Source organism: Parabacteroides sp. AF14-59 (genome assembly GCF_003479515.1).
In the GTDB taxonomy this organism is placed as follows: domain Bacteria; phylum Bacteroidota; class Bacteroidia; order Bacteroidales; family Tannerellaceae; genus Parabacteroides; species Parabacteroides faecis.
Genome location: NZ_QUHH01000058.1, coordinates 776 through 1592 on the forward strand (window position 1 = coordinate 776; position 817 = coordinate 1592).

Below are 817 nucleotides of genomic sequence, written 5' to 3' on the forward strand. Positions count from 1 at the left end.
CCCAGATGAATATAGGTAATGTCGCTGACCATCAGCTGACAAGGAGCCTGGGGGAGGAAGTTTCTAACCAGATTGGGATAAACAGGACGGTCATGTTCCGAGTTGGTGGTACGGGTACGATGATGCCGTTTGCGAATTTTCAGCGAGAAACGATCCAGTATATCATAAAAACGATTATAACCCACGCTGTTTTCCTGACCAAATCGGCTACGGTACATCAGCCAGAGTTTGTTCCCTCCTATTCCGGGGTCTTTGGCACGGACTTCTTTAACGTATTCTATCACAAATGATTCTAATGCCAATCTTTGCATCAGCTTGTCCTGATGTTTATAGTAGGCTTGTTTGCTTACACCAAGTAGACGACACATAGGGACAATGCAATATCGCTTTTTGTCCCTATTGTGCAGCCTACCTGCTACTTGGTGCCAGCTTTTTTTAGGTCAATCCCATATACTTCTTTTCCAAAAGCGACCATTTCCTCATAAAAATCAGCACGCAAGCGTTCTTGGGCAAGGCTTTTCTTCAACTCGCTTATCTCCTTGAGTAATTCTTTGTAATCTTCAGGAGTCACATTTTTACCTTGTTTCTTCATCTGTTCTACCTGTTTGGGATTATCGCGTTCAAAGGTAGATAATGAACGATAAACTGTCACACGACTTACATGCATTTTTTCCATGATGGAGGATATCTCCAGTCCTTCTATTACACGAAGACGGTAGATTTCCTCATTACGACTATACTGTACTCGCTTTTGTTGATAATTTTGTTCTCTCATTTTGGATTCTTATAGAGAGTCAACCATATCTACAAAAAGACA

The 817-nt window shown here is 41.6% G+C and carries 1 protein-coding gene and 1 pseudogene; both read right to left on the minus strand.

Going from position 1 to position 817, the window contains the following annotated elements:
- Nucleotides 1–368 (minus strand): annotated as a pseudogene (locus tag DWW23_RS26910) (IS3 family transposase); the annotation flags it as partial.
- 47 nt (nt 369–415) lie between these two features.
- Nucleotides 416–775 carry a hypothetical protein gene (locus tag DWW23_RS26310; protein ID WP_122357400.1) on the minus strand — a complete coding sequence of 120 codons (360 nt, stop codon included), beginning with the start codon at nt 773–775 and terminating at the stop codon, nt 416–418.
- Nucleotides 776–817: the final 42 nt, after the last annotated feature.

Coding starts and splice junctions, on each gene's coding strand:
- DWW23_RS26310 (WP_122357400.1), bottom strand. CDS start 775: ATGAGAGAACAAAATTATCAACAAAAGCGAGTACAGTATAGTCGTAAT.